Origin of the sequence: Ancylobacter aquaticus, from assembly GCF_004339465.1 — a bacterium.
Lineage (GTDB): Bacteria > Pseudomonadota > Alphaproteobacteria > Rhizobiales > Xanthobacteraceae > Ancylobacter > Ancylobacter aquaticus.
On the sequence record NZ_SMFY01000001.1, the window covers coordinates 1,091,351 to 1,117,096 of the forward strand.

26 protein-coding genes are annotated in these 25,746 nt (G+C 67.8%); 22 read left to right on the top strand and 4 right to left on the bottom strand.

Features of this window, described 5'->3' with window-relative positions:
* Positions 1-7 precede the first annotated feature (7 nt).
* The 18 genes from EV667_RS05050 to EV667_RS05135 all read left to right on the top strand — a co-directional run bounded on the left by EV667_RS05050 (position 8) and on the right by EV667_RS05135 (position 15,278).
* Complete coding sequence (locus EV667_RS05050) at positions 8-499, top strand: flavin reductase family protein (RefSeq protein ID WP_131834182.1); 492 nt, start codon at positions 8-10, stop codon at positions 497-499.
* A gap of 48 nt (positions 500-547) precedes the next feature.
* Positions 548-970 carry a RidA family protein gene (locus tag EV667_RS05055; protein ID WP_131834183.1) on the top strand — a complete coding sequence of 141 codons (423 nt, stop codon included), beginning with the start codon at positions 548-550 and terminating at the stop codon, positions 968-970.
* A 10-nt stretch (positions 971-980) separates the two neighbouring features.
* A complete protein-coding gene (locus EV667_RS05060) occupies positions 981-1,655 on the top strand; it encodes a DUF1028 domain-containing protein (protein ID WP_131834184.1) in 675 nt (224 codons plus the stop codon).
* A gap of 57 nt (positions 1,656-1,712) precedes the next feature.
* Positions 1,713-2,138: a GlcG/HbpS family heme-binding protein gene (locus tag EV667_RS05065; protein ID WP_131834185.1), complete on the top strand. Its 426-nt coding sequence runs from the start codon at positions 1,713-1,715 to the stop codon at positions 2,136-2,138.
* On the top strand, positions 2,135-2,761 hold the full coding sequence (locus EV667_RS05070; protein WP_131834186.1) for a glutathione S-transferase: 627 nt from the start codon (positions 2,135-2,137) through the stop codon (positions 2,759-2,761). The genes EV667_RS05065 and EV667_RS05070 overlap by 4 nt, the downstream gene beginning before the upstream one ends.
* Before the next feature lie 26 nt (positions 2,762-2,787).
* The gene (locus EV667_RS05075; RefSeq protein WP_131834187.1) at positions 2,788-3,237 is read left to right on the top strand and encodes a type II 3-dehydroquinate dehydratase; all 450 of its coding nucleotides are present in this window, start codon (positions 2,788-2,790) and stop codon (positions 3,235-3,237) included.
* 97 nt (positions 3,238-3,334) lie between these two features.
* A complete protein-coding gene (gene fgd, locus EV667_RS05080; protein WP_131834188.1) occupies positions 3,335-4,339 on the top strand; it encodes a glucose-6-phosphate dehydrogenase (coenzyme-F420) in 1,005 nt (334 codons plus the stop codon).
* Positions 4,340-4,342: 3 nt separating this feature from the next.
* The gene (gene cofE / locus EV667_RS05085; RefSeq protein WP_131834189.1) at positions 4,343-5,116 is read left to right on the top strand and encodes a coenzyme F420-0:L-glutamate ligase; all 774 of its coding nucleotides are present in this window, start codon (positions 4,343-4,345) and stop codon (positions 5,114-5,116) included.
* Positions 5,113-6,060, top strand: coding sequence for a 2-phospho-L-lactate transferase (gene cofD / locus EV667_RS05090; RefSeq protein ID WP_131834190.1), 948 nt, complete (start codon positions 5,113-5,115; stop codon positions 6,058-6,060). The genes cofE and cofD overlap by 4 nt, the downstream gene beginning before the upstream one ends.
* A complete protein-coding gene (cofC, locus tag EV667_RS05095; RefSeq protein WP_131834191.1) occupies positions 6,057-6,722 on the top strand; it encodes a 2-phospho-L-lactate guanylyltransferase in 666 nt (221 codons plus the stop codon). The genes cofD and cofC overlap by 4 nt, the downstream gene beginning before the upstream one ends.
* A gap of 147 nt (positions 6,723-6,869) precedes the next feature.
* Entirely contained in the window at positions 6,870-7,970 is a 1,101-nt protein-coding gene (locus EV667_RS05100; protein WP_131834192.1) for an ABC transporter ATP-binding protein, read from the top strand.
* Positions 7,967-9,103 carry an ABC transporter ATP-binding protein gene (locus tag EV667_RS05105; RefSeq protein WP_131834193.1) on the top strand — a complete coding sequence of 379 codons (1,137 nt, stop codon included), beginning with the start codon at positions 7,967-7,969 and terminating at the stop codon, positions 9,101-9,103. Before EV667_RS05100 ends, EV667_RS05105 begins: the two co-directional genes overlap by 4 nt.
* 34 nt (positions 9,104-9,137) lie before the next feature.
* The gene (locus EV667_RS05110; protein ID WP_131834194.1) at positions 9,138-10,538 is read left to right on the top strand and encodes an extracellular solute-binding protein; all 1,401 of its coding nucleotides are present in this window, start codon (positions 9,138-9,140) and stop codon (positions 10,536-10,538) included.
* A gap of 159 nt (positions 10,539-10,697) precedes the next feature.
* The gene (locus tag EV667_RS05115; RefSeq protein WP_245515973.1) at positions 10,698-11,621 is read left to right on the top strand and encodes a carbohydrate ABC transporter permease; all 924 of its coding nucleotides are present in this window, start codon (positions 10,698-10,700) and stop codon (positions 11,619-11,621) included.
* Positions 11,622-11,634: 13 nt separating this feature from the next.
* Positions 11,635-12,471: a carbohydrate ABC transporter permease gene (locus EV667_RS05120; RefSeq protein WP_131834195.1), complete on the top strand. Its 837-nt coding sequence runs from the start codon at positions 11,635-11,637 to the stop codon at positions 12,469-12,471.
* A 5-nt stretch (positions 12,472-12,476) separates the two neighbouring features.
* Positions 12,477-12,974: a hypothetical protein gene (locus EV667_RS05125; RefSeq protein ID WP_131834196.1), complete on the top strand. Its 498-nt coding sequence runs from the start codon at positions 12,477-12,479 to the stop codon at positions 12,972-12,974.
* 25 nt (positions 12,975-12,999) lie between these two features.
* On the top strand, positions 13,000-14,562 hold the full coding sequence (locus EV667_RS05130) for a GMC family oxidoreductase (protein ID WP_131834197.1): 1,563 nt from the start codon (positions 13,000-13,002) through the stop codon (positions 14,560-14,562).
* Positions 14,559-15,278 (top strand): phosphoribosyltransferase, encoded by a 720-nt coding sequence (locus EV667_RS05135; RefSeq protein WP_131834198.1) that lies wholly within the window; start codon positions 14,559-14,561, stop codon positions 15,276-15,278. Before EV667_RS05130 ends, EV667_RS05135 begins: the two co-directional genes overlap by 4 nt.
* A gap of 6 nt (positions 15,279-15,284) precedes the next feature.
* Here the strand turns inward: EV667_RS05135 and EV667_RS05140 are convergent, their stop codons facing one another.
* Positions 15,285-17,579, bottom strand: a complete 2,295-nt coding sequence (locus EV667_RS05140; protein WP_131834199.1) for a xanthine dehydrogenase family protein molybdopterin-binding subunit — start codon at positions 17,577-17,579, stop codon at positions 15,285-15,287.
* A gap of 164 nt (positions 17,580-17,743) precedes the next feature.
* Here EV667_RS05140 and EV667_RS05145 point away from each other — a divergent pair, with 164 nt between their 5' ends.
* From EV667_RS05145 to EV667_RS05155, 3 genes are read left to right on the top strand one after another with little or no spacing between them, the layout of a single operon-like run.
* The gene (locus EV667_RS05145) at positions 17,744-20,155 is read left to right on the top strand and encodes a xanthine dehydrogenase family protein molybdopterin-binding subunit (RefSeq protein ID WP_131834200.1); all 2,412 of its coding nucleotides are present in this window, start codon (positions 17,744-17,746) and stop codon (positions 20,153-20,155) included.
* The gene (locus EV667_RS05150) at positions 20,152-20,979 is read left to right on the top strand and encodes an FAD binding domain-containing protein (protein WP_131834201.1); all 828 of its coding nucleotides are present in this window, start codon (positions 20,152-20,154) and stop codon (positions 20,977-20,979) included. Before EV667_RS05145 ends, EV667_RS05150 begins: the two co-directional genes overlap by 4 nt.
* Positions 20,976-22,166 carry a xanthine dehydrogenase family Fe-S subunit gene (locus EV667_RS05155; protein ID WP_131834202.1) on the top strand — a complete coding sequence of 397 codons (1,191 nt, stop codon included), beginning with the start codon at positions 20,976-20,978 and terminating at the stop codon, positions 22,164-22,166. The genes EV667_RS05150 and EV667_RS05155 overlap by 4 nt, the downstream gene beginning before the upstream one ends.
* Positions 22,167-22,177: 11 nt before the next feature.
* Here the strand turns inward: EV667_RS05155 and EV667_RS05160 are convergent, their stop codons facing one another.
* The 3 genes from EV667_RS05160 to pxpB all read right to left on the bottom strand — a co-directional run bounded on the left by EV667_RS05160 (position 22,178) and on the right by pxpB (position 24,848).
* Positions 22,178-22,930 carry a GntR family transcriptional regulator gene (locus EV667_RS05160; protein WP_131834203.1) on the bottom strand — a complete coding sequence of 251 codons (753 nt, stop codon included), beginning with the start codon at positions 22,928-22,930 and terminating at the stop codon, positions 22,178-22,180.
* Positions 22,931-23,037: 107 nt separating this feature from the next.
* Positions 23,038-24,078 (bottom strand): 5-oxoprolinase subunit C family protein, encoded by a 1,041-nt coding sequence (locus tag EV667_RS05165; protein WP_131834204.1) that lies wholly within the window; start codon positions 24,076-24,078, stop codon positions 23,038-23,040.
* Positions 24,075-24,848 (bottom strand): 5-oxoprolinase subunit PxpB, encoded by a 774-nt coding sequence (pxpB, locus tag EV667_RS05170; RefSeq protein WP_245515974.1) that lies wholly within the window; start codon positions 24,846-24,848, stop codon positions 24,075-24,077. Before pxpB ends, EV667_RS05165 begins: the two co-directional genes overlap by 4 nt.
* Before the next feature lie 132 nt (positions 24,849-24,980).
* On the opposite strand from pxpB, the gene EV667_RS05175 reads away from it, so the two are divergent.
* Positions 24,981-25,745 carry a LamB/YcsF family protein gene (locus tag EV667_RS05175; RefSeq protein WP_131835029.1) on the top strand — a complete coding sequence of 255 codons (765 nt, stop codon included), beginning with the start codon at positions 24,981-24,983 and terminating at the stop codon, positions 25,743-25,745.
* The last annotated feature ends 1 nt before the right edge of the window (position 25,746 follow it).

Here is a 25,746-nt window from a genome sequence, read left to right on the forward strand (position 1 = left end):
CCATGCGATGCACGCCATCGACCCCGCCGGCTTCCGCCACGCCATGGGCCGCACTGCGGCCGGCGTGACCGTGGTGACCAGCGACGGGGCGCATGGCCGCGTCGGCGTCACCGTCTCCAGCCTGTCCTCGCTCTCGCTGGAACCGCCCTCGGTGCTGTTCTGCCTGCACCGCGACAGCCGCTGCCTGCCGGTGCTGCTCGCCAATGGCGTGTTCGCGGCGAACATCTTGTCACAGGGCCAGCAGCGCGTGGCGGACACCTTCGCCGGGCTGGTGCCGGAACTGCGCGAGGACCGCTTCGGCGCGGGCGAGTGGGGCGGGCTCGTCACCGGCGCGCCGCTTCTGCAGGGGGCGCTGTGCCGTTTCGACTGCCGGCTGGCCGACGTGTTCGAATATGGCACGCACCGGATCATTACCGGCGAGGTGGTGGCGATGGAAACCCATGGCGAGCACCCGCTGGTCTATTCCAACCGCGGCTATCGCCGGCTTGAGGTGGCGTGAGCGCCGCACCGAATTTCGTCCTGTCCGTCTCCAGCAAAGAGCCCCTTCATGCCGACCCATAAGCGCATCCGCCCCTTCAACACGAAGGAGACCTATCCCGAGCAGAAGCTGAACAACGACCTCTCGCAGGGCGTCGTGGCGCGCGGGACCATGGTGTTCCTGCGCGGGCAGGTGGCGCAGGACCTCGACACCCGCGAGAGCCTGCATGTGGGCGACGCCGGCGCCCAGACCGCCAAGGCGATGGCCAATATCAAGATGCTGCTGGAAGAAGCGGGCAGCGAGATGAGCCATATCTGCCGCATCGTCGTCTACCTCACCGATATCCGCTACCGCGAGGCGGTGTATCAGGAAATGGGCAAATGGCTGGCCGGCGTGTTCCCCTGTTCCACCGGCCTTGTGGTGCCGGCGCTGGCGCGGCCGGAATGGGTGGTGGAGATCGAGATCACCGCCGTCATTCCCGATCCGGCGTGAGGGCGCGCGCATGACCTTCTCGATTTCCGCCCGCTGCGCCCGCACCGGCCAGTTCGGCATCGCGGTGTCGTCCTCCTCGCCCTGCGTGGCGGCGCGCTGCGCGCATGCCCGCGCCGGGGTGGGCGCGGTGGCGACGCAGAACATCACCGACCCGACCCTCGGCCCGCGCGGGCTGGACCTGATGGCGTCCGGCCTCTCGGCCCCGCAGGCGCTGGCGCGGCTGCGAACCGAGGGCGCGCATATCGACTACCGGCAGGTCGCGCTGGTCGACGCCCGGGGCCGCACCGCCGGCTTTTCCGGCCCTCGCACGCTCGGCACTCACCATGTCGCCGAGGGCGAGGACGTGGTGGCGGCCGGCAACCTCCTCTCCTCGCCGCAGGTGCCGCAGGCCATGATCGAGGCTTTTGCGCGCGCGCATGGACCCCTCGGCGATCGCCTGATCGCTGCCATGAAAGCCGCGCTCGATGCCGGCGGCGAGGAGGGCCCGGTGCATTCGGTCGGCATGCTGATTGTCGACGAGGTATCGTGGCCGGTGGCGGATTTGCGCGTCGACTGGCACGAGACCGACCCGATCGGCGCGCTGGCCGATCTGTGGGAACTGTGGAAGCCGCAGATGGAGGCCTATGTCGCCCGCGCCCTCGACCCCTCCACCGCACCCTCCTATGGCGTGCCGGGGGACAGGTGAGGGCGGCTCCGCCCATTGCCGCACGCCGTCCCTTTCCGCCAGCCCGATGAGGCCCACATGTCCGTCACCCGCCCGGCCCTGAAACTCACACATGAGGGGGCGCTGAAAATGCTCGCCGCCGCTGTCGCCAAGGCGAGCGAGATGGGGGTGCCGCAGAACATCAACGTCGTCGACGAGGGCGGCAACCTGCTGGCCTTCGTGCGGATGGACGGCGCCAAGCTGCTGTCGCGCGAGACCTCGCTGTCCAAGGCGATCACCGCCGCCTCGCACCGCCAGCCGAGCTCGCGGCTGAACCCGGCCGACGAGATCAAGCTCTCGCTCGCCGCCGGCCAGCGGCTGACCAATCTGGAAGGCGGGCTACCCATCGTCATCGACGGCGTCTGCGTCGGCGGCATCGGGGTGGGCTCGGGCAAGGGGGCGGAAGATGTCGAGGTGGCCCGCGCCGCTTTGGCTGCCATCGGCGCGCAGGACCAGATCCCGTGAAGCTGCTCCACGCCCCCACATCGCCCTTCGTGCGCAAGGTCATGGTCGTCGCGCTGGAAACCGGCCTCGCCGAGCGGATCGACATCGTCTTCAACGCCGCGAGCCCGCTGCAGCGCGACCCGGAGCTGACGCGCCTCAACCCGCTCGGCAAGATCCCGGCGCTGCTGCTGGACGACGGCACCGCGCTCTATGACAGCGCGGTCATCTGCGAATATCTCGCCGACCTCGCCGGCGACAGCGCGATCTTCCCCGTCGGCCCGGCCCGCTGGCCGGCGCTGACGCTGCAGGCCCTCGGCGACGGGCTGCTCGATGCCGCCGTCGGCACCCGCTATGAAAGCGTGATGCGTCCGGAGCCGCTGCGCTGGCCGGACTGGTCGCAGGCGCAACTCGCCAAGATCGCGGGCGGTCTCGATGCCGTCGAGGAGATGGCCCGCTCCGGTCTCATCGACCCGACACTCCACCATATCGGCCTCATCACGCTCGGTTGCGCGCTCGGCTATCTCGATTTCCGCTATGCCGACATGGGCTGGCGCGAGGGCCGGCCGGCGACGGCGGAATGGTTCGCCGCCTTCGACGCGCGCCCCGTCATGGCCGCCACCCGCCCGCATGAGCGCATCGCCTGACCTTTCCCGAAAAAGCGTGAGATATCATGAGCCTGCCGCCCGTTCGCCTGTTCGTCCTCAGCGGTGCCAACACCAATCTCTATGGGCTCGATCCCACCGGGCCCTATGGCTCGCTCACCCTTGAGAACATTGCGGAAGACTGCCGGGCGCGGGCGCAGGCTCTTGGTGCGAGCGTGGATTTCCGCCAGTCGAACCATGAGGGCGTGCTGGTGGACTGGATCCAGGAGGCGCGGACGCAGGCGGATGGCATCGTCATCAATGCGGGCAGCCTGTCCTATACCTCCATCGCCCTGCTCGACGCGCTGGCGGCGGTGGCAAAGCCGGCGATCCAGGTGCATGTGAGCAACGTTTTCCAGCGCGAAGCCTTTCGCCACCACGCCCCGCTGACGGCGGCGGTGATCGGCTGCATTATCGGGCTGGGGCCGGGGGGCTATCGCATGGCCGTGGAGGCGCTGGTTGCGCATATACGGCGATAATCAAAAGTCAGATCGTTGTTTTGAAAAGATAATTTATTATATTGTGCTGCACTCTAATATGACTCTATGATCTTCCCTCGCTGTGGTGGGAGGGGTGATGCTCAAGCTTGGCTACAAGGCGTCGGCGGAACAGTTCGACGCGCGCAGGCTGCTCGACTACGCCGTTCTGGCGGAGCGCTGCGGCTTCGATTCCGTCTTCGTCAGCGATCATTTCCAGCCCTGGCGCCACACGGGCGGCCACGCGCCCTCCGCCATCGCCTGGCTGGGCGCGCTGGGGGCCTCGACCTCGCGTATCGTGATGGGCACGAGCGTCCTTACCCCCACCTTCCGCCACCACCCCTCCATGGTCGCCCAGTCCTTCGGCACGCTCGGCCAGCTCTATCCCGGACGTGTCATTCTCGGCGTCGGCTCGGGTGAATCGCTGAACGAAGTTCCCGCGACCGGGGCGCCGTGGCCGGAGATGAAGGAGCGCTTTGCTCGCCTGCGCGAGGCCGTGCGGTTGATCCGCCAGCTCTGGAGCGAGGAGCGGGTAAGCTTCGAGGGCACCTATTACCGGACAGAACGCGCCACCATCTATGATCGACCCGAGAATCCGGTTCCCATCTACATCGCCGGCGCCGGGCCGATGGTGGCGAAGTTCGCCGGGCGGGCGGGCGATGGCTTCATCTGTACCAGCGGCAAGGCGTGGGAGCTGTACCGCGACACGCTGCTGCCGAATGTTGCCGCCGGGCTGGAGGAAGCGGGGCGGGAGGCGGAGAGCTATGACCAGATGATCGAGATGAAGGTCTCCTTCGACACCGACAGGGCGCGGGCGCTGGCCGACACGCGGAACTGGGCAGCGCTGGCACTGTCGCCGGAGGAGAAGCACTCGGTCGACGACCCGCTGGAAATGGAGCGCCTTGCCGATGCGTTGCCGGCCGAGCGGGCGGCCAGCCGCTGGATCGTCTCGGACGACGCCGACGAGCATGTCGAGCGCATCCGCCCCTATGTCGAGCTCGGCTTCAGGCATCTGGTGTTCCACGCGCCCGGCGAGGACCAGGAGCGGTTCCTCACCCTCTATTCCCGCGCCGTGCTGCCCAAGCTCCGCGCGGCCTTCGGCTGAGCCATGGCGACAGCGCCCGCCCGCCTCGAACTGATCGCGCTGCCGGATTTTCCTCTGGTCGAGCAAGGGGACGACCTCGCGGGGTTGGTCATGGATGGCCTGGCGCGGGCCAGCCTTGGATGGCGCGACGGCGATGTGGTCGTGCTGGCGCAGAAGATCGTCTCCAAGGCCGAGGGGCGGCTGGTCGATCTCGCCACGGTGGAGCCTTCGCCGGAAGCGCAGGCGCTGGCCGCGCAGGTGCTGAAGGACCCGCGCCTGGTCGAGCTGGTGCTGCGCGAGAGCCGGCGCGTGGTGCGTGCCCGGCCGCATGTGCTGATTGTCGAGCATCGCCTCGGGCTCATCATGGCCAATGCCGGCATCGACCAGTCCAATGTCGAAGCCGGTGGTCGGGAGCTGGCGCTGCTGCTGCCGCAGGACCCGGACGCCAGCGCGGAAGGCCTGCGGGCGCGCTTGCAGGCGGTGAGCGGGGCGGCGGTCGGCGTGGTGATAAACGACAGCTTCGGCCGGCCCTGGCGTCGCGGCACCACGGGGGTGGCCATCGGCGCGGCGGGCCTGCCAGCACTGGTCGACCGGCGCGGCGAACCGGACCTGTTCGGCCGCGCCCTGCAGGTGACGATGATCGGTTTCGCCGATGAAATAGCTGCCACCGCCTCGTTGCTGATGGGGCAGGCGGATGAGGGGCGGCCGGTTGTGCTGATACGAGGGCTGCGCTGGAGCGCGCCTCCCAATCCGGCGGCCGAACTCATGCGACCCGAATCCGAGGATCTGTTCCGATGAGCGGGCACGTCATCGCGCTTTCCGGCGGCATTGGCGGTGCCAAGCTGGCGCTTGGCCTCGACCGCGTTCTGGCGCCGGGCGAATTGACCGTCATCGCCAATACGGGCGACGATTTCCGCCATCTCGGCCTGCATATCTCGCCCGACATCGACACGCTGCTCTACACGCTGGCCGGGCTCGACGACCCTGTGAAGCGCTGGGGACGGCGCGACGAGAGTTGGACCTTCATGCGCGCGCTGGGGGAACTGGGTGGCGAGACGTGGTTCCAGCTCGGCGATGGCGATCTCGCCATCCATGTCGAGCGCACGCGGCGCCTGGCGGCGGGGGAGAGCCTCTCGCAGGTGACGGAGGGGCTGCGGCGCCGGCTCGGCATCGGCGCACGGATTGTGCCGATGAGTGACGAGAGCGTCGCCACCCGGGTGCAGACCGACGAGGGCTGGCTGGATTTCCAGCATTATTTCGTCAGCCGGCGTTGCGAGCCGCGCGTGATCGGGCTCGATTTCGTCGGGGCGGACTTGGCGCGGATGGCACCCGAGGCGGCAGCGGCCTTTGCCGATCCTGCGCTCCGCGCCGTGGTGCTGTGCCCGTCCAACCCCTATCTCAGCGTCGATCCCATTCTCGCCCTCCCGGGCATGCGGAAGGCGCTCGCGGCGTGCGCCGCGCCGGTCATCGCCATCTCGCCGATCATTGCCGGGCAGGCGGTGAAGGGGCCGACGGCCAAGATGATGGCCGAGCTGGGACTTGAGCCGAGCGCGGCGACGGTGGCGCGCCACTATGACGGGCTGATCGACGCCTTCGTCGTCGACGAGGCCGATGCGGGGCTGAGCGTGACGGGGCTTGAAGTGGCGGCCACGCCGACGCTGATGCGCAGCCTCGACGACCGGACGCGCCTTGCCCGCTTCGTGCTCGCCCTCGCCGACAGGCTGGCGGGTCCACGCGGGTGAGCGGGGCGCGCGGCGGCATCTGGGCGGTCGTGCCGGTAAAGGATTTCGCGCTTGCCAAGCAGCGGCTCGCCGGCGCGTTCACGCCCGCCTTCCGCCAGGAGTTGGCGCGGGCCATGCTGTGCGACGTGTTGGGCGCGCTGCGGGAGGCGCGCGAACTGGCCGGCTTCGCGGTGATCACCGCCGATCCGCAGGCCGGCCGGCTGGCGCAGGAATTTGGCGGGCGTTGGCTGATGGAGCGGGAGGTGTCCGGGCTCAACGCCGCCGTGACGCAGGCGGCTGCCGTGCTGGACGCGGAAGGGGCCGCCGGCATGCTGGTGCTGCCGGGAGACGTGCCGGCTGTGACCCCGCGCGAGATCGAGGCGCTTCTGGCCGGCCACGGCACGAGCCGGGCGATAAGCCTCATCGCGGCGGAGGACCGCGATGGCACCAACGCGCTGCTCGTTTCGCCGCCGCAAGCCATGAGCCCGGCCTTCGGGCCGGGGAGCTTCGCGCGGCACCGGGCCGGCGCGGAAGCGCTCGGCATCGTGCCCACGCTGCAGGAGCCTGCACGCTTTCCCGGCTTCGCACACGACATCGACACGCCCGAGGCGGTGTGCCGGTTCAAGGGCCTTCGGCCTTCCTCGAACACCGGCCGGCTGCTCGCGTCGTTGCAGTGCTCATAATCGGTGCAGCCTCGGCGGGCGAGGCGCCGTTTTGTGCAGGGGCGGCGAAATCGGCCTGTGCCGAACTCGGTTATCCTGAGTTTCTATAAACCAGCACACTTTGGCACAGAACTTGGATGGATCATCGGCATAGCCCTGGAGTGCCGGATGTCTTCCATCGCCTTTGTGTCCGTTTCCAAGCGCTACGGCGAGGTCGCTGCGGTCAGCCAGCTCGACCTCGCCTGTGCGTCGGGAGAAATGCTGGCGCTGCTCGGCCCATCGGGCTGCGGCAAGAGCACGACGCTGAAAATGGCGGCGGGGATCGAGACCGTTTCCTCCGGCGAGATCTTTTTTGGCGAGCGCCCGGTCTCCCGCCTCGCGCCCGGCGCGCGCAACATCGCCATGGTGTTCGAGGATTACGCGCTCTACCCCCGCATGACCGTGTGGGAAAACGTTGCCTTTCCGCTGAAGGTGCGCGGCATCACCGGCCAGCCGGCAGCGCAGCGCGTCGGCGAGGTGTTGCAGCTTCTCGGCCTGCGGCAGATGGCCGACCAGGATGTGACCGGCCTTTCCGGCGGGGCCCAGCAGCGCGTGGCGATCGGCCGGGCGCTGGTGCGCGACCCCGACGTGATCCTGTTCGACGAGCCGCTCTCCCATCTCGATGCCGACCAGAAAGTGCAGCTGCGCGCCGAGATCAAGCGGCTGCAGAAGCTGCGGCAGGTCACGTCCATTCTCGTGACCCATGACCAGACCGAGGCCATCGCCATGGCCGACCGGGTGGCGGTGATGAACCATGGCGTGCTCCAGCAGGTGGGCGCGCCGCAGGACCTCTATGAGCGTCCGGCCAATCTCTTCGTCGCCAACTTTATCGGCGAGCCGCCGATGAACCTGATGGAAGCCACACTTGCCGACGGAGGCCGCGTGGTCGGCGACGGGTGGAGCGCGCAGCTCGGCCCGTCGCGCCTTGGCGCGCTGCCGTCGGGCGGGAGCGCCATCATTGCCGGCATCCGCCCGGAAAACATCGCGGTGCGCGCCCCGGACGCAATGGGGGATGCGCGCGGCAGCATCGTCTATCGCGAGCCGCGTGGCGATGCCGACATTCTCACCGTCGCGCTCGACACGGCGGGCGAAGTGGCGGTGAAGCTCATTGCGGAAATCCCCGGCCCCGCGCCCTGGCGCGCGGGCGACAGGGTGGTGCTGGGCATCGATGAGGCGCGGCTTCTCGTGTTCGACGCCGCCAGCGGGCGAAACCGGGAGGTCCTGCCATGAGCGCGCCGGCACATCCCGGGCTTGCCGCGCGCGGCATCTCGAAAAGCTTCGCCCAGCAGGTTCTGCACGGCATTGGCATCGACATCGCACCGGGCGAGCTTGTCGCCATCACCGGGCCCTCGGGCGCCGGCAAAAGCACGTTCTGCCGCATTCTCGCCGGGCTGGAGCGGCCGGATGCGGGCACGGTGACGCTGGGCGGCCGCGATCTCGCACGCGTGCCCCCGCAGCAGCGGCGCGTTGCTTTGATGTTCGAATCCTACGCGCTCTATCCCCATCTCACTGTGCGCGGCAACGCGCTCTCGCCGCTGCAGGCACCGGGTGGCCGGCTCGATCCGGCGGCGGCCGAGGCGCGGGTCGACGAGGTGCTGGAGCTTCTGGAAATTCACCATCTCGGGGAACGTCTGCCCGGCGCGCTCTCGGGCGGGCAGAAGCAGCGGGTGGCGCTCGCCCGCACGCTGGTGCAGACGCCCGATCTCTACATCCTCGACGAACCGATCTCCCATCTCGACGCCAAGCTGCGCCACAAGCTGCGCGGCGAAATCCGCCGCCGGCTTGCCCGTCAGGACGCGCCCACCCTCTGGTCGACGCCGGACGGCATGGAAGCTCTTTCGGTCGGCGACCGCGTGGTGGTGATCGATGGCGGGCGGATCGAGCAGGTCGGTACGCCGGAAGACATCTGGCAGCGTCCGGCGAGTACGCGGGTGGCCCGGCTTCTCGGCGATCCGCCGATGAACCTCATCGAGGGGCAACTGGCGCGGGAGAACGACACGCTGTTCTTCACCCGCCGCGACCTGCGCATCGCCCTGCCGCCGGCCCTTACCCGTGCGGCCGGGAATGCGAGCAGCGAGGCGGTCAGTCTCGGCGTGCGGCCCGACGACATCGCCTTCGCCGCCCCGGACACATCCGGCGCGGTGGGCGCTGAAATCTATTCCAACGAGCCGTTCGGAAAGCACGCCATCGTCACCCTCGATCTCGGCGCCCTGCTCGCCAAGGCGAAGACGAGCATGGCCATTGCCGCCTCCCTCGGGAGCGGCGCGGGCGAGGGCATCGGCCGGCCGGTGGGACTGATTTTCCCGAAGGATGGGCTTGCGCTTTTCGACGGGACGACGGGCCGCGCGCTGCCCGGCACTTGAAGAAGCCGCTGAAGATAAACAGAGGGAAAGAGCGATGAAGAGCAGGTTCTGGTGTTTCGCCGCCGCCTTGGCGGCCTCGACCGTGCTGATGGCGCCGGTCGCACAGGTGCAGGCGGACGACACGTCCTTCTATGCCGAGGCGGCCAAGCCCTATAAGGGCACCACCATCCGCGTGCTCGACGAGATCACGCCGCTGCAGGAAACCCTGTCCAAGATCATTCCGGACTTCGAGAAGGAGACGGGGATCAAGGTGGAGTGGGAACTGCTCAACCACTTCGAGGTCATCAACAAGGGCCAGGCCGACATGCTGTCCGGCCGCGGCTATTACGACGCGATCATGCTGCACGGCTTCCAGCTCGGCCCGATGATTTCGGCCGGGGTGATCCGCGAACTCAACGATTTCGTGGCCGACCCGAAGCTCGCCAACCCGAATCTCAACTCGGCGGACTTCATCCAGAACCCGTTCAAGACCGCCGCCTTCGTCGGCGAGAAGCAGTATTCCTTCATCAACTGGAACTACAACCAGATCTACTGGGCGCGCGCCGACCTGCTGGACGATCCGGGCGAGAAGGAAGCCTTCAAGGCCAAGTATGGCTACGAGCTGGCGCCGGCCGCTACCATCGAGCAGATGCGCGACATCGCCGAGTTCTTCACCCGCAAGAAGGGCGCCATGCTCGCCGGCAAGCCGCTGGAGAGCGATTTCTACGGCATCGTGCTTGAGGGCATCAAGGGCGGTTCGACCTTCCCGGCATTGTGGAACAACTTCATCAAAAACTATGGCGGCAACCTGATCGACGCCGAAGGCAAGCCGGTCTTCGATAGCCCGGAGACCGTCGCCGCGCTGAAGATGTGGCACGAATTGTGGACCTTCGCCCCGCCCGGCATTGCCGAATACTCGCTGGTCGACGTGCCGACCGTGATGGGCAACGGCATCGCCGCGCAGTCCATCGCCTGGTCGGACTTTGTGCTGGGCATCGACAAGCCCGGCGTCTCGCCGTTCGCGGGCAAATTCGTCTATGGCCCCATCCCGATCAAGGCCGGCTCCAAGGAGCGCTATGCCGAGGCCGAGCCGTCGGTCACGGTCATCAGCACCGCTTCCAAGAGCCCCGAGGCGACGTTCATCTTCCTCCAGTGGCTGGCCGACAAGAAGCAGCAGGACAAGCTGATCGCGCTGGGTGCGGGCGGCGTGCCGATTCGTGAATCCTCCTGGGCACTGCCGGCCATCACCGGCGCGGCCAACAAGACGCTCTACGTCGCGATGAAGGCGACGCTGGATGTCGCCGAGGCCAAGCCGAAAATGCCGAAATTCTACGAGATCTACGACGTGATGAGCGGCGTTGCGCAGGAAGTCGGGCTCGGCCGCATCTCGCCGGAAGAGGGCGCCAAGAAGGGCCAGGCGGAACTGCTGAAGCTCTGCACCAGCTGCCTGCTGTGATCGACCTGCTGTGAACCATTGAACTGAACCAGCCGGCTCCCTCTCCCCGTCGGGGGAGAGGGATGGGGTGAGGGGCTCGCGGGCCGGTCATCCCCAGACCCCTCGGCCTTGCTTCGCGGCGAGGCACTACGTGCCGAAACCTGGAGAACGGACCTTCCCATGGCGAGCGCAAGCGACACGATCACCCCTGCGGAAGGCGTTGTGCGGGCCCCGCGCGAGCGGCTCTGGTACCCGTACCTTCTCATCGCCCCGTCCATGCTCATGCTGGTCGTGGTCTCGCTCGTGCCTTTTCTGTACACGATCTATCTGAGCTTCCACGCCGCCAAATTCGGCCGCGTGACCGACTTTATCGGCTTCGACAATTACGCGGTGCTGCTCACCGATCCCCGCTTCTGGAACTCCATCGGGGTCGCCGCCACCTTCGTGCTGATCGCGGTGCCGGTGGAATTCATGCTCGGGCTGGCCGGGGCGCTGGTGCTGAACCAGAACGTGCGCGGGCGGTCCATTCTGGTGCCGCTGCTGTTCATGCCGACCATGATGGCGCCGATCGTTGTCGGCCTGTTGTGGAAGATCATGCTGGCGGGATCGTGGGGGTTCTTCTCCTACAACGTGCTGGAGCGCTTCAATCTTCTTGAGGGCACATCGGTCTTCGCCTCGCCGGAGTTCGCGCTCTACGCGCTGATCTTCGTCGATATCTGGCAGTGGACGCCGTTCATGATGCTGGCTTTCTTCGCCGGCCTGCAGGCGTTGCCCATGGGCCCTTATCGCGCGGCGGCGGTGGACGGGGCGAACCCGTTGCAGATGTTCTTCCACATCACCCTGCCGATGATGACGCCGTTGCTCGCCGTCATCGGACTGCTGCGCTTCATCGACGCCTTCAAGGTGTTCGACACCATCTACATCCTCACCGGCGGCGGGCCCGGCATCTCCACCGAGACGCCCTCCATCCTCGCCAACAAGATGACCTTCGAGTTCTGGAACATCGGCGAGGCATCGGCGCTCGCGGTGCTGGTGTGGCTCGCCTTCTTCGCCTTCTGCAACGTTTTCTACCAGGTCGCCAAGAAGCGCCTGAACGCCTTCTGAGGGAGAGTTCGTCATGGCTGAAGCGCAAAGCCGCCCCGAAGGCTCCAGGGCTCTGCTATGGACCAGCGTTACCGTGGTCTACGCCGCCATCATGCTGTTCCCCATCTTCTGGATGGCCTCGATGATGGTGAAGCCGAACGATGCCATGTTCGCCCGGCCGACCCAGTTTCTGTTCATGCCGACGCTGGAGCATTTCAGTTACGTCATCGAGCACGGCTTCCACTGGTACCTTCTGACGTCGTTCCTGCTCTGCACCGTCTCCACCGCGCTGGTGGTCATCATCGGCACGCCGGCGGCCTATGCCTTTGCGCGCTTCGAGATGCGGGCGAAGGACGATTTGTTCCTGTTCATCCTGGCTTCGCGCATGGCACCGCCCGTGTGCCTCGTCATTCCGTTCTATCTGATCTTCGCCAAGGTCGGCCTGCTCGACACTTTCCTCGGCCTGACGCTGGCCTACATGACCTTCAACCTCTCCTTCTACATCTGGGTGCTGCGCTCCTTCTGCCGCGACCTGCCGGTGCAGCTTGAGGAAGCAGCAGCGCTGGAGGGCTGGTCGAAGCCGCAGATCTTCCGCCGGGTGGTCTTTCCGCTGCTGCGCAACGGCATCGTCGCCACCGCCGTGCTGTGCTTCATTTTCGCGTGGAACGAGTTCCTGTTTGCCTTCATGCTCGGCGGAAGGGCGGTGCAGACGCTGCCGGTCTCCATCCCAAAGCTCATCACCTCGCAGGGCGTGCGTTGGGGTGAGATGGCAGTGGTCGGCATGACCGCCCTCCTCCCCGTCCTCGCCGTGGTCTTCGTTTTGCAGCGCCACATCGTGCGCGGCCTCACCCTCGGCGCGGTAAAGGGATGATCGCTATGACCGGGATCAAGGCTCACAAGGACCCTAAACTGGCCCCGCCGCCCGACGTGGCAGAGGGGCCGGAGTGGGAGCACACGCTCGCCCTGCTCGACCCCCATGTCGCGGAAACGCTGCTATCCGCTGCGCGCACACTTTATCCCCATGACGGGTTGCCCGAGCGGGTCTATCGCCGGGTCATCCTCCATTTCGACCGGATGGCGGCGCACGCACCGGCCGCCGCGCAGTCCTTCGCCGAATTCGTCGACCGGGTGGATACGGCGATGCCGCTGCCCTTCCGCGACCTGTCGGAGAGCTACCGGGTGTCCGTGCTGAAGGGGCTGGAAGAAAGCGCCGCTTTCCGGCTGGTGCAGCGCTCCACCGTCCGCTTTCTCTATGACGATGTCGAGGTGTGGCAGGCCTTCGGCTATGAGGGCGCCTCGGTGCATCTCGGCGGCTATGTGGCCCGCGGCTTCAACGATCTCGACTGGCTCCCGGACCCTCCGGCCGGCGTCTGATTCCGCTCACATCAAGGGTGCCAGGATGACACACTATGAATTCGACGATGCCGGCGTCGTCGTCATCATCGGTTCGGGTGCCGGGGGCGGTACGCTCGCGCACGAGTTGACCCGGCGCGGCGTCGAGGTGGTGCTACTGGAGGCCGGGAAGCACTTGACCAGCGAGGATTTCGTCAATGACGAGTGGGGCGGCTATGAGATGCTGTCCTGGCTCGACAAGCGCACCGCGTCCGGCGACTGGCGCGTCGGCCGCGACCATCCAGTGACGCCGAGCTGGAGCTGCCAGGTGGTGGGCGGCACCACGACGCACTGGTCGGGCTGCTGCTACCGACTGATCGAGGACGAGATGCGCGCGCGCTCCGTCTATGGCGACATCCCGGGTGCTAGCCTGATCGACTGGCCCATCGCGCTGGCCGAGCTGGCGCCCTATTACGACCTCGCCGAGGCCAGAATGGGCGTGACCCGCACCAATGGCCTGCCCGGGCTGCCGGCGAACAACAATTTCAAAGTGATGTATGCCGGCGCCACCGCGCTGGGGCTCAACGCCTCCACCGGCCGGCAGGCGATCAACTCTATTCCCTATGACGGCCGCCCGGCGACGATCCAGGACGGTTTCACCGTCACCGGCGACAAAGTGGGCTCGCGCTGGTCGACGCTGAATGTCGAAATCCCGCGCGCGCTGGCGACCGGAAAGCTGGAGCTTCGGCCGCAAAGCCGGGCGGTGTTCATCGAGCACGACGCGGCCGGCAGGGCGTGCGGCGTGGTCTATGTCGATGCGGCCGGCACCCGGCAGCGGCAGAAGGCGCGGGCCGTGGTGCTGGCCGGCAATTGCGTGGAAAGCTCGCGCCTGCTGCTGCATTCGGCGAGCGGGATGTTCCCGCAGGGGCTGGCCAACAGCCACGGCAATGTCGGGCGCTATTATCTGCGCCACATCATCCAGACCGTATGGTCGGTGTTCGACAAGCCGGTGAACATGCACCGGGGCGAGATCATGACCGGCATGATCGACGATTTCGTCCGCCACGACCCCGCGCGCGGCTTTGCCGGCGGCTATTATGTCGAATTGAACTCCATGGGCCTGCCGACCACGGCGGCCTTCCTCGATCCCGGCTGGTGGGGGCGCGATTTCGCCGGGGTGATCGAGCAATATGCCCATATGGCCGGCATGCTGCTTTCCGGCGAGGACATGCCGCAGGCCGGCAACCGCATCACGCTCAACGACGAGCTCGACGCCTTCGGCGTGTCGGTCGCCAACATCCATTATGACGAGCACCCCAACGATTTGAAGATGCGCAGCCATGGCTACAAGACGATGAGCGCCATTCATCAGGCGGCCGGTGCGAAGCGTTCCGTCGAGGCGCCGGCCTATCCCGCCAGCCACAATCTCGGCTCCAATCGCATGAGCGCGAGGGCCGAGGACGGCGTGCTCGACGGACATGGCCGCAGCCATGAGGTGCCGAACCTGTTCATCGCCGATGGCAGCGCCTTCGCCACCGGCGGCGCCTGCAACCCGACGCTCACCATCGTCGCTCTGGCGATCCGCCAGGCCGAGTTCATGGCGGGCCGGATGGCGGCTGGCGACTTGTGAGCGACGACTTCACCGAACCGACACTCTCCTACTGGCAGGAACTGGCCAGCGATCCTCCGGCGCGCTTTTCCTTCGCTCCGCCCCATCGCCATGGCTACCCGGTGAGACTGGCCGATGGCCGCGTGCTGGTGCTGCCGCTGCGAAGGCTGCCGGATGGCGTGCATGCGGCCGCCTCGCTGATCGCCAACCAAGCCTCGCATGCGGTGTTGAGCGCCCTTGCCGACGCCATGACGGACGAGGCGCGGGCGCTCCAGGCGGATTGCGTGGTCGGCCTGCCGACGCTGGGTCTCTCCTTCGCCGCGCTGGTGGCGGAGCGGCTGGGACATAGCCGCTATGCCCCGCTCGGCTATTCCAAGAAGTTCTGGTACCGCGATGAGCTTTCCGAGCCGGTCTCCTCGATCACCAGCCCGGAAGCCGGCAAGCGGCTGCGGCTCGATCCCAATCTGCTGCCGCTGGTCAAGGGTCGGCGCGTGCTGCTGGTCGATGACGCGATCTCCACCGGGGCGACCGCTCTCGCCGCCTTCCGGCTGCTGGAACGGGCAGGGGCGAGGCTCGCCGGCATGGTGGTGGCGATGAAACAGACCAATCGCTGGATTGCGGCGATGGCGGGCGTGCTCGCCCCCGAACAGGTGCGCGCCGCTTATGGCTGCCCGCTGTTCACCCTGCGCGAAGATGGCTGGTGGCCGGTCGAAGCCACTCTGCCGGATGTGCCCTGAGCGTCATCAACCCTCGCCTTTCGCGTCCTGGATCGCCTGCCACACCCGCGCCGGGGTGAGTGGCATGTCGAGATGGGTGATGCCGAGTGGGGCGAGCGCATCGACCACCGCATTGACGAAGGCCGGCGGGGCGCCGATGGCGCCCGCTTCCCCGGCGCCCTTGATGCCGAGCGGGTTGGTCGTGCAGGGCACGTTGTGGGTCGAGACATCGAAGAAGGGCAGGTCGTCGGCGCGCGGCAGGCCGTAATCCATGAAGCTGCCAGAAAGAAGCTGGCCGCTGTCGGGGTCGTAGACGGTGCGCTCCATCATCGCCTGACCGATCCCCTGCGCGATGCCACCATGCACCTGCCCGCTCAGCACCAGCGGGTTAAGCGTGCGGCCGAAATCGTCGACCACCGTGTAGCGCTCCACCGTGATGTGCCCCGTCTCCGGATCGACGTCGACCTCGCAGACATGGGCGCCGTTCGGGAAGGTGCCGGCATGCTGCTCGAAATCGCCGACGCCTTCCAGCCCGCCCGCCTGCGCCGCGATCTCCAGCAACCCTACATGGCGGTTAGTGCCCGGCACGCGGAAGATGCCGGAATCGAAGTCCAGTTCGCGCTCGTCGACAGCGAGGAGACGCGCCGCCTCCCGGCTTGCCTTGCCGAGCACCGCCCCGGTGGCGAGACGCAGGGCGCCGCCGCCATGCACCATGGAGCGCGAGGCGACCGTGCCGCCGGCCGAGGGCAGCGGCTGGTCGGTGTCGCCGGTCTTGACGGTGATGCGCTCGGGGTCGAGGCCCAGCGCCTGCGCGGTCATCTGCACATAGGTGGTCTCGTGTCCCTGTCCGGTCGACTGGGTGCCGACATGGACCACGACCTGCCCGTCGGCGCCGACCTGCACCACGGCGCCCTCTTTTCCGGGCACGCCGGTGCGCTCGATATAATAACCGAGGCCGATGCCGCGCCGCTTCCCGTCGCCCTTCTCCCGCCGGGCGGCAAAGCCGTCCCAGTCGGCCGCCCGCAGGCCGGCCTTCATCACGCCGGCGAAATCGCCGGAATCGTAGACGACGTCCGTCGCGGTGCGATGCGGCATCTCCTCCGGCGCGATCATGTTGATCTCGCGCAACGCGATCGGGCTGACGCCGATCTCCCGCGCCGCCTTGTCCACCAGCCGCTCGATGAGATAGGCGGCCTCCGGCCGGCCAGCGCCGCGATAGGCATCCATCGGCGCGTTGTTGGTGTAGGCGATGCGCACATCGGTGGCGACAGCGGGAATACGGTAGACGCCCGGCGCCATGGGCGGGCCGGAGAGGGTGGGGCAATAGACCCCGAAGGCGGAGAGCGCACCGCCGGCGCTCGCCAGCGTCTCGACCTTCAGCGCGGTGAAGCGGGAATCGGCGTCCAGCCCCAACGTGGCGCGGGAGACATTGTCGCGCCCCTGCGTGTCGGAGAGGAAGGCCTCGGCGCGGGTCGATTGCCAGCGCACCGGGCGGCCCAGCTTGCGCGCGGCATAGAGCACGAGAGCCTGCTCGGGATAGGGGATCGCCTTCATGCCGAAGCCGCCGCCGACATCCGGGGTGATGACGCGCAACTGCGTCGCCGGCAGGCCGAACACGCCCTCGAACATGAAGTCGCGAATCATGTGGCTGCCCTGGCTGCCGCTGACGAGGGTGAACTGCCCGCTCGTCGCGTCATGGAGGCCGATGGCGTTGCGTGGCTCCATCGAGGCGACGACGATGCGGTTATTGACGAGTTCCAGCTCCACCACCCGCGCGGAGGCGGCAAGCGCACTAGTCACGGCGGCAATGTCGCCGAGTTGCCAGTGTAAAGCGAGATTGCCGGGGGCCTCGTCGAACAGCAGGGGTGCGTCGTCGGCCAGTGCTGTCGCCGGTTCGACCACGGTGGGCAGGTCGGTAATGTCCAGTTCCACCGCCTCGGCAGCCTCAAGGGCGGCCATCGCCGTTTCCGCCACCACGAAGGCGACCGGCTCGCCGAGATAGCGCACCTTGCCGGCGGCCAGCAGCGTGCGCGCGGGCAGCGGCATGCGCCCCCCTTCCGCGTGGTCGAGCACGATGACCACGGGCAGCGCGCCAATCCCGTCGGCGGCGAGGTCTTCGCCGGTGTAGATGCCCAGTACCCCGGGCATTGCGCGGGCGATTCCTGCATCCACCCGGTTGATCACCCCATGGGCAAGGGGTGAGCGCACCACGCAGGCGAACGCCTCGCCGTCGAAACGATGGTCATCGGTGAAGCGGCCCGCGCCGGTGATGAAGCGCTGATCCTCGACGCGGCGGAACGGCTGGCCAACCCCGAATTTCATCGCTTTTCCCTTCGGCTTCCCATCAGAATGGCGCGCAACACAGCAGTCGCGCCGCTGCATCTTTTCTAATCATTCTATCTATGTAAAGATAAGCACATATCGAGCGATAATGTCGATAATCGAATGAGATAGTGGAATGCGGGCTGGCCCCGCGGGAGTGGTCAATGGCCGGCCAAGGGCAGGATGGCGAGCGCACCGGCGGTGAGGGGGCGCATCGCGGCGTCGGCGCCTCGGTTCGCCGGAAGGAGGATGCCCGCCTGCTTGCCGGGCGCGGGCGGTTCATCGGCGACATGCGATTTCCGGGCCAGCTGGAAGCGGCCTTTCTGCGCTCCTCGCTGGCCCATGCGCGGATCAAGGCCGTGCATATTCCGGCACATCTGCGCGGGCGCGCCTTCGTCCATGCCGACATGGCGGGGGTGAAGGACATTCTGGCGAAAACCGGCTTGCCGGGCTTCCGCGTCTCCGCCCAGCCGTCGCTGGCGAACGGCAAGGTGCGGTTCGTCGGCGAGCCGGTGGTGATGGTGCTGGCGGAAACCCGCGCGCTCGCCGAGGATCTGTGCGAGGAGATCGAGGTCGAATACGAGGAACTACCGGCCAATGTCGACATGCTGCGTGCCGCGAAAGACGGTGCGCTGATCCATGAGGACTGGCCGGAAAACGTGTTCCTAGTCTCCTCGATCGAGAAGAATTTCGACGACAGCGTGAAGAATGCGCCGATCAGGGTGACGCGGGAGGTGCGGACCAGCCGCCAATGCATGGCGCCGCTGGAAGGCAAGGGCTGCATCGCGCTGTTCGACCGCACGGTCGAGCAACTCACCTTGTGGACCTCCACCCAGATGCCGCACATCGTGCGCTCGGGGCTGGCCGAATGCCTTGGGCTCGACACCCGCAAGATCCGCGTGGTGGCGCCCGATGTCGGCGGCGGCTTCGGCTGGAAGGGCCTGCTGCAGCCCGAGGAGGTCTGCTGCGCCTGGGCGTCGCTCAAGCTGGACCGCCCGGTGAAATGGCTGGAGGATCGCCGCGAGCATCTGATCGCGGCCGCCAATTGCCGGGAGCATCATTATGTGATGACCGCCTATGCCGACAGCGAGGGCCGCCTGCTCGGGCTGGAAGCAGAGGCGCACGTCGATGCCGGCGCCTATTCGGTATACCCGTTCTCCGCCTGTCTGGAGGGGGCGCAGGTGGTCTCCAACCTGCCGGGCCCATACAACCTCCCGGCCTATCGCTGCCGCACCTATTCTGTGTGCTCCAACAAGCCGCCCATCGTGCCCTATCGCGGCGTGGCGCGTACCGGCGTCTGCACGGCGATCGAGCTGATGGTCGACGCGGTGGCGCGTGCGGCCGGGATCGAACCCTATGAGGTGCGCCAGCGCAATCTGGTGCGCCCCGACCAGATGCCGTTCACCTCGATCACCGGCAAGGATTTCGACATGGGCGACTATCCCGAAAGCCTGCGCCGAGCTTTCGAGATGATCGACCATGAGGGGATCCGCGCCCGGCAGAAGGCCGGGGAGGCGGACGGGCGGCACATCGGCCTCGGCTATGCCGTCTATTGCGAGCAGGGTGCGCACGGCACGTCAGTCTATCATGGCTGGGGCATTCCCATGGTTCCCGGCATCGAATCCTGTGGCGCCAGGCTCACCCCTGACGGCACGCTGGAGGTGCGGATCGGCGGCCAGAGCCATGGCCAGTCGATGGAAACCACGCTGGCGCAGGTGGCGTGCGAGGTGCTGGGCATCGACCCCGACCTCGTCAACGTGGTCCATGGCGACACGGCGATGACGCCCTATTCCACCGGCACATGGGGCTCGCGCTCGGCGGTCATGGCCGGCGGCGCGGTGGCGAGCGCCTGCGAAAGGCTGGCTGGCCGCATCGCCCGTATCGGAGCGCATCTGCTGCAGGCACCAATGGAGGCGGTGACGGTTCGGGACGCGCAGGTAATCGGCCCGCAGGGTTCGGTGACGTTCAAGGAGGTGGCGGCGACCTGGTATCTCGCCCCGCAGAACCTGCCCGCGGACATCGACCCGGACGGGCTCGACCTTGTCGCCGGCTACCGTCCGACCGTCGATACCGGCACCTTCTCCTATGCCGCCCATGCCTGCGTGGTGGCGGTGGTGCCGGAGACCGGGGAGGTGGAAATCCTCGATTACGTCATCGTCGAGGATGGCGGCGTGCTGCTCAACCCGATGGTGGTGGACGGCCAGATCTATGGTGGCACCGCACAGGGCATCGGCACAGCGCTTTATGAAGAGATGGTCTATGACGGGCACGGGCAGCCGCTAGCCTCGACACTGGCGGATTATCTCCTGCCCGGCGCCGGCGAAATGCCGGATGTTCGCATTGCGCATATGGAAACGCCCTCGCCCAATACGCGCTTCGGCCAGAAGGGCATAGGGGAGGGCGGCGCCATCGCTCCGCCTGCGGCCATCGGCAACGCGATCAACGACGCGCTGGCCGGACTCGGCGTCGAGATGACTGTCTCGCCGATGACGCCGCGCCGGGTGCGCGAGGCGGTGGAGGCGGCGCGGGCGCAGCCCTCCGCAGAGAGGCAATCAGCTGAAGGGCTTGCGTCGTGAAGGCCGCGCGTTTCGATTATCTGCGCCCGGCGGACAGGGCCGGCGCGACCGTTGCCCTGGCCGATGGCGACGCCCGACCGATGGCCGGCGGGCAGAGCCTCGGGCCCATGCTCAATCTGCGCCTCGCCCGGCCCGGCTGCGTCGTCGACATTTCCCGCCTGCCCGAACTTCGGGGCTTCGAGGAACGCCCGGCGGGCATCCTCTTCGGGGCCGCGCTTACCCATGCGGAATTCGAGGATGGCGCGGTGCCGGACCCGACACCCGGCTTCCTCGCGCAGGTGGCGCGCGGCATCGCCTATCGCGCGGTGCGCAACCGCGGCACCATCGGGGGCAGCCTCGCCCATGCCGACCCCGCTGCCGACTGGCCGACGGCGCTGGCAGCGCTGGGCGCGCATGTGCATCTCGCCGGACCGGCGGGGACGCGGGAGCTGCCGGTGGAGGCGTTCATCCTCGGTGCCTTCGAGACGGCGCTGGTGCCCGGCGAGATCATCACCGGCGTTTTCGTGCCGCGCCGCTCGGGACAGGCGCGCTTCGGCTACAGCAAGTCCTGCCGCAAGGTCGGCGAGTTCGCCGAGGCGATGTGCGCGGTTCTGGTCGATCCCGAGAGCGGCACGCGGCGTCTCGCGATTGGCGCCACCGAGGCGCGGCAGGTGGTGATCGCCGATGCCGCCGCCGCGCTCAGCAACCCCGGCGGCGTGGACGACCTTCTGCGCGCGGCCGGGCTCGCGACCGACCCCGCCGCGTTCAAGCTGCGCCGTGAAATCGCCCGCCGGGCCATCGCTGCGCTGGAAAGCGAAAGCATGCCTGAAGGTCAGTCCGCATGAAGCCGATCCGCCTGTCGATCAACGGCCGCGACATCGAGGCGGAGGTCGAACCGCGCCAGCATCTCGCCGATTTCGTGCGCGAGGAATTGTTGCTCACCGGCACGCATCTGGGCTGTGAGCACGGCGTGTGCGGGGCCTGCACCGTGCTGATCGACGGGGCGCCGGCCCGCGCCTGCATCGCGTTTCCGGTCGCGCTCGACGGCGCCTCCATCACCACGGTGGAGGGTCTGGCGGATGATCCGGTGACGGCCCGCCTGCGCGAGGCGTTCATGGCGGAGCACGGGCTGCAATGCGGCTTCTGCACGCCGGGAATGCTCATCATGGCGCGGGATATCGTGCTGCGGCTTCCCGGCGCGGATGACGCGACGATTCGGCATGAACTGGCGGGCAATCTGTGCCGCTGCACCGGCTATATCGGCATCATCCGCGCCATCCGTACGGTAGCGGCTGAGCGGGCCAGGGCGGGGGAGGCGCCGGTGGTGACGCGCGGCCGGGCGGTCGACGCCCCGTTCCATGTCTCCCCGCTGACCTTGCCGGTGACCCCGGCGCGGCTGTCGAACGCGGACGCCAACCGCCCCGGCGGGAGCGAGCAGGCAAAGGTCGCCAGCGCCCCCTTCGTGCCGGAAACGCTGCGCAACCCGGTGGAACTGGCGGAGGAATTCGAGGTGCCGGCGTCGCGGGCACAGGTCTGGGCGCTGTTCCAGGACCCGGCGCAGGTGATCGCCTGCCTGCCCGGCGCGCGGCTGGTGGCGCCCAGCGATGGGCGCACGGTGGATGCGGAGATGGTGGTGAAGCTCGGGCCGATCCAGGCCGCGTTCGGTGGAACGGGCGTGATCGCCGCCGATCCGGCGAACTGGAGCGGGACGATCGAGGGCGGCGGTGTCGATCGGCGCAGCGCGACGCGGGTTCAGGCGCGGCTCACCTATCGGCTGGACGAGGTCGACGGGGCGAAAGCGACGCGCGTCCGGGTGGAGGTTGCCTATGTGCTGCAGGGCCCGCTCGCGCAGATGAGCCGGGGAGCGCTCGCGCGCGATATGGCCGCGCGGCTGACGGCGGCTTTCGCCAATAATCTCACCGCCCTGCTACGGGGCGAGACGGTCTCCGAGCAGCCCGCCCCGCTGGATGCCGGGTCGCTGCTGTTCTCGGTGGTGAAGGACTGGCTCAAACGCCTGTTCCGGCGGGCCTGACGGCCCGCTCGTCAACCCAGCAGGTCGATGTCGAGCTGCACGCAATCGCCGCGATAGACGATATCGGCGACATAGATCACCACGTCGTTCTCGTCGGTGATGACCAGATGGGCCTCCACGGTGGGAAAGCCGATCCCGGTCGCGAGCAGGTTCGCCACGCGCGGCTCGACGGTGCCGACGATGAAGGACTGGCGGGCGCGCTTGACGTTCAGCCCCTCCAGCGAGGCGATCACCGATATGGTGGGTTCGCGGTCGAAGCGTGCGGGGGCGAGTTCATGCAGCGCCGCGTCGAAATGCACTCGCGCGAAGGAATAGGGCTGGCCGCGCCGCGACTGCACGCTTTCCAGATAACGGTAGCGCGCGGCCGGGGTGCCGTCTTCGGGCCGGATCGTCGGCGGCGCGGGCGGCGTCGCCACCGGGAGGAAACGCGGAATATTGGCGCCGATCGTGCCGGCGAGGGAGTGCCATTTCAGGTCGAGCTTCAGCCAGCGCTTGTCCTCGACAGAGGCGGAGACGAAGGTGCCCTTGCCCTGGATGCGGCGCACCAGCCCCTCGCCCTGCAGCACTTCCACCGCCTGGCGCACGGTGACACGCGCCACCTGGAACTCGGCTTCGAGTTCCTGGAGCGTCGATATCTTCTCGTTCGGTCCCCAGACGCCATCCTCGATGCGGCGGCGGATGACGCCGGCGATCTGGAGATAGCGGGGAACGGGGCTGCGGCGGTAATCGGGATTGGCCGACGCGGCGGAGGAATCCTTGAGCATGGGCGATGTCGGGTCCGCTGGCGCCGCCGTGAGGCGGCCTCTGGTCAGGGCAGAATCGGCGAAGTCATTCCATCTTCGGTATCATGTAATCGCGTTGGGCGGGCGGGTTAGCCGCTTTCCTGCCCGGTGACAACGCCCGAGATCAGATTCGCGTGGTACAGCGCCGCCTCGTCGATGCGAGCGCCTTCCCGCACCGGTGCCAGCGAGGCAATCAACCGAGCGATTTCCGCTTCGCGGACGCGGCGTGCCTCTTCCCCCTCGCCAACCGTGACCGCCCGGAAGCGGATGAGCGCCCCCGGCAGGAGTCTGCCCGCGAGCGGCAGGTCGGCGGAGATGACGGTCGCAATCTTGGCATAGCCGCCAATGGTCTGGTGGTCCGCGAGCAGCACGATGGGAAGGCCCGAGCCCGGCACCTGGATCGCCCCCGTGGCAATGCCGTCGGAGACGATATCGGCGCTGTTGCGGAAGGCGAGCGGGGGGCCTTCCAGCCGCATCCCCATGCGGTCGGCCTCGCGCGAGACGCGGTAGGGCGTGGCGAAGAAAGCGTCGAGCGCCGCCTCGGTGAAGGCGTCGGCCTGCGGGCCTCGCACCGCGCGCAGCGTAACTTCGCCGGAGGCGCGCGGCGGGGCGGGGAGTTCGAGGCAGGGGCCCTGCGCCGCCCACTCGCCGAGGGGGAGTCTGTCGCCAGCGGCCAGCGCGCGGCCCTCATTCCCGCCGAAGCCGCCCTTGAGATCGGTGGCGCGCGAGCCCAGCACAAGTGGTACGTCGACGCCGCCGGCGAGGGCCAGCACGGCACAGCCGGAGCCGGTGAGCGCCCCGAGCCGCACCCGCGCGCCTTCCGGCACGTCGAGTGCGCGCCAGGCGCCATAGCGCCGCGTCTCGTCCCCGACCGTGACCTCGATGGCGGCCTGCGCCCCTGCGAGCGCCAGCCGCGCCGGCCCGCCGATTACCTCGAAGGTCGGCCCGGATAGGCGGATTTCCAGCCCCGCACACCCGGCCTCATTGCCAACCAGCGCATTGGCGAGCCGCAGCGCCGGTCCGTCCAATGCCCCGCACACCGGCACCCCATAGGCCTGGAAACCATGGCGTCCGAGATCCTGCACGGTCGTCTGCGGGCCGGGCTGGAGGATGTGAAGGCTCGGACTCATGCGGGCGCGCCCTCCACGTCCGGCACGAAGCGTCCCTGCGCGACATCCTCCCGGATCGCGGCATGTTCATCTGCGCCTACCGGCACGAACCGCACCCCGTCGCCGGGCGTGAACAGGGTTGGCGGTGTCCGTGCCGGATCGAAGAAGCGCAGCGGCGTGTTGCCGATGAGGTGCCAGCCGCCGGGCGATTCCACGGGATAGATGCCGCTCATACGCTGGGCTATGGCGACCGAGCCGGGCGGCACCCGCACGCGCGGGCTGGTGCGGCGCGGCAGGTCGAGTGCTTCCGGCAGGTCGCCGAGATAGGCGAAGCCGGGCAGGAAGCCCTGCACATAGACCCGGTAGAGTGTGCCGGCGTGGAGGGCGATCACCTCCGCCGCGCTCAGGCCCGTGGCGGCGGCTACCTCCGTGAGGTCCGGGCCGGCCTCGCCGCCATAGAGCACGGGAATCCGCCAGATGCGCGGGGGAGCCTGTCCCGCCTCGTCCTCCAGTTCCAACGCGCCGATGAACGCCTGGAGCGCCTGCGCGCTCGTGCGAAGAGGGTCGTAATGAACCAGCAGCGAGCGGAAGCTCGGCACGGTTTCCACCAGCCCCTCCGGCCGCGCCTCGGCCAGAAGGGCGGCGGTGCGGTGCACCAGCGCATTGATTGCGGGATCAATGCGGTCGCCGAACTCGACGGCGAAGGCGGTGTCGCCCACAGGCAGAAAGCGCGCGCGGGCGTCGATCCGCCTGGCCGTCATCGCCTGCCCGCCCGCCATACGTGCCCCCATTCCGCGCCCGCGCGTTGCCGCTCTGCAGCAATCATACTAATGTTAGTATGTTTCGACTTGAAATGCATGATTATATAATGTGTTAATGTCAACAGAACCTAGGGTGTCGGGAGGCTTGCCGTGGCGAAGCGCATGAATATCAACGCCGATATGGGCGAAGGCTACGGCCATTACGACATCGGCAATGACGACGCGATCCTGCAGATCGTCAAGAGCGTCAATGTCGCCTGCGGCCTGCATGCGGGCGATGCGACGGTGATGCGCGACGTGTGCCTCAAGGCAAAAGCCAATGGCGTTTCGATTGGCGCCCATCCCGGGTTCAACGACATCTGGGGTTTCGGCCGCCGGCAGATACGCATGAACGCCGACGATCTCGAATATCTCGTCGCCTATCAGCTCGGCGCTCTCGCCGGCATGGCGGCCTATGCCGGCGCCACGGTAACGCATGTGAAGCCGCATGGCGCGCTGAACAATATGTGCGCCGTCGACAGGGATTACGCGCGGGCCATCGCGCGCGCCATCAAGGCGGTGGATCCCTCGCTCTATTATCTCGCGCTCTCCGGCACCGAGATGGAGAAGGCGGCACTCGACATCGGCGTGCCCCTGTCGCGGGAGGCCTTCATCGACCGGCTCTATGAGGACGACGGTAATCTCCGCTCGCGCACCAATGCCGACGCGATGATCCGCGACCCCAAGGTCGCCTCCGAGCGGGTGGTTCGCATGGTGCTCGACGAGGAGATCATCTCGGTGAACGGCAAGAAGATGCCGACCAAATTCGATTCGCTCTGCGTGCATGGCGACGAGCCGACCGCCATCGCGGTGGCGTCCGCCTGCTGCGAGGCGCTGCAGGCGGCAGGCGTCGAGCTTGTCACCCTGCCCGAGATGATGGCGGTCTGAG

Bases quoted from the DNA above. Each gene is read 5' to 3' on its own strand.
- EV667_RS05050 (WP_131834182.1), top strand. From the start codon at position 8: ATGCACGCCATCGACCCCGCCGGCTTCCGCCACGCCATGGGCCGCACT.
- EV667_RS05055 (WP_131834183.1), top strand. From the start codon at position 548: ATGCCGACCCATAAGCGCATCCGCCCCTTCAACACGAAGGAGACCTAT.
- EV667_RS05060 (WP_131834184.1), top strand. From the start codon at position 981: ATGACCTTCTCGATTTCCGCCCGCTGCGCCCGCACCGGCCAGTTCGGC.
- EV667_RS05065 (WP_131834185.1), top strand. From the start codon at position 1,713: ATGTCCGTCACCCGCCCGGCCCTGAAACTCACACATGAGGGGGCGCTG.
- EV667_RS05075 (WP_131834187.1), top strand. From the start codon at position 2,788: ATGAGCCTGCCGCCCGTTCGCCTGTTCGTCCTCAGCGGTGCCAACACC.
- fgd (WP_131834188.1), top strand. From the start codon at position 3,335: ATGCTCAAGCTTGGCTACAAGGCGTCGGCGGAACAGTTCGACGCGCGC.
- cofE (WP_131834189.1), top strand. From the start codon at position 4,343: ATGGCGACAGCGCCCGCCCGCCTCGAACTGATCGCGCTGCCGGATTTT.
- cofD (WP_131834190.1), top strand. From the start codon at position 5,113: ATGAGCGGGCACGTCATCGCGCTTTCCGGCGGCATTGGCGGTGCCAAG.
- EV667_RS05100 (WP_131834192.1), top strand. From the start codon at position 6,870: ATGTCTTCCATCGCCTTTGTGTCCGTTTCCAAGCGCTACGGCGAGGTC.
- EV667_RS05105 (WP_131834193.1), top strand. From the start codon at position 7,967: ATGAGCGCGCCGGCACATCCCGGGCTTGCCGCGCGCGGCATCTCGAAA.
- EV667_RS05110 (WP_131834194.1), top strand. From the start codon at position 9,138: ATGAAGAGCAGGTTCTGGTGTTTCGCCGCCGCCTTGGCGGCCTCGACC.
- EV667_RS05115 (WP_245515973.1), top strand. From the start codon at position 10,698: ATGGCGAGCGCAAGCGACACGATCACCCCTGCGGAAGGCGTTGTGCGG.
- EV667_RS05120 (WP_131834195.1), top strand. From the start codon at position 11,635: ATGGCTGAAGCGCAAAGCCGCCCCGAAGGCTCCAGGGCTCTGCTATGG.
- EV667_RS05125 (WP_131834196.1), top strand. From the start codon at position 12,477: ATGACCGGGATCAAGGCTCACAAGGACCCTAAACTGGCCCCGCCGCCC.
- EV667_RS05130 (WP_131834197.1), top strand. From the start codon at position 13,000: ATGACACACTATGAATTCGACGATGCCGGCGTCGTCGTCATCATCGGT.
- EV667_RS05140 (WP_131834199.1), bottom strand. From the start codon at position 17,579: ATGAAATTCGGGGTTGGCCAGCCGTTCCGCCGCGTCGAGGATCAGCGC.
- EV667_RS05145 (WP_131834200.1), top strand. From the start codon at position 17,744: ATGGCCGGCCAAGGGCAGGATGGCGAGCGCACCGGCGGTGAGGGGGCG.
- EV667_RS05155 (WP_131834202.1), top strand. From the start codon at position 20,976: ATGAAGCCGATCCGCCTGTCGATCAACGGCCGCGACATCGAGGCGGAG.
- EV667_RS05160 (WP_131834203.1), bottom strand. From the start codon at position 22,930: ATGCTCAAGGATTCCTCCGCCGCGTCGGCCAATCCCGATTACCGCCGC.
- EV667_RS05165 (WP_131834204.1), bottom strand. From the start codon at position 24,078: ATGAGTCCGAGCCTTCACATCCTCCAGCCCGGCCCGCAGACGACCGTG.
- pxpB (WP_245515974.1), bottom strand. From the start codon at position 24,848: ATGGGGGCACGTATGGCGGGCGGGCAGGCGATGACGGCCAGGCGGATC.
- EV667_RS05175 (WP_131835029.1), top strand. From the start codon at position 24,981: ATGAATATCAACGCCGATATGGGCGAAGGCTACGGCCATTACGACATC.